Consider the following 426-nt stretch of genomic DNA (forward strand, 5'->3'; position numbering starts at 1 on the left):
GGCTGAGCTTTTACTTACACCCCATGTTAATGACTGGGTTTAGTGCACATTAGATTTTACCATCGCAATTAATAGTGAATTTTTCTATGAAAAATCAGAATGTTCAGACTTCTGCTATCGCTGGCGGCCCTTCAATTAGAGAAGATCGCGGCGTAGATTGGAGAGAACGAATCTTCCATGGTCTGTTCTTATCCAGTGCCATTATTGGTATCGTTTCACTTGCCATCATTGCTTACTTTATCTTTAAAGAAAGTATCCCTGCATTTCAACAAGCAGGTATTTCTGGCATCGTTTTAGGGCAAAACTGGTTGCCACCGGCGCTATACGGCGTTGCAACCATGATTGTTGCCTCGTTAGTGTCAACGCTAGGCGCGGTTTTGTTCGGTGTGCCAGTGGGTGTATTAACGGCGATCTTTATTGCTGAGA

The 426-nt window shown here is 43.7% G+C and carries 1 pseudogene; it reads left to right on the forward strand.

The window, feature by feature from the left end:
• Nucleotides 1–86 precede the first annotated feature (86 nt).
• Nucleotides 87–426 (forward strand): annotated as a pseudogene (locus AB4585_RS28660) (phosphate ABC transporter permease subunit PstC); the annotation flags it as partial.

Origin of the sequence: Vibrio sp. 10N.222.49.C9, from assembly GCF_041474985.1 — a bacterium.
In the GTDB taxonomy this organism is placed as follows: Bacteria; Pseudomonadota; Gammaproteobacteria; order Enterobacterales; family Vibrionaceae; genus Vibrio; species Vibrio crassostreae_C.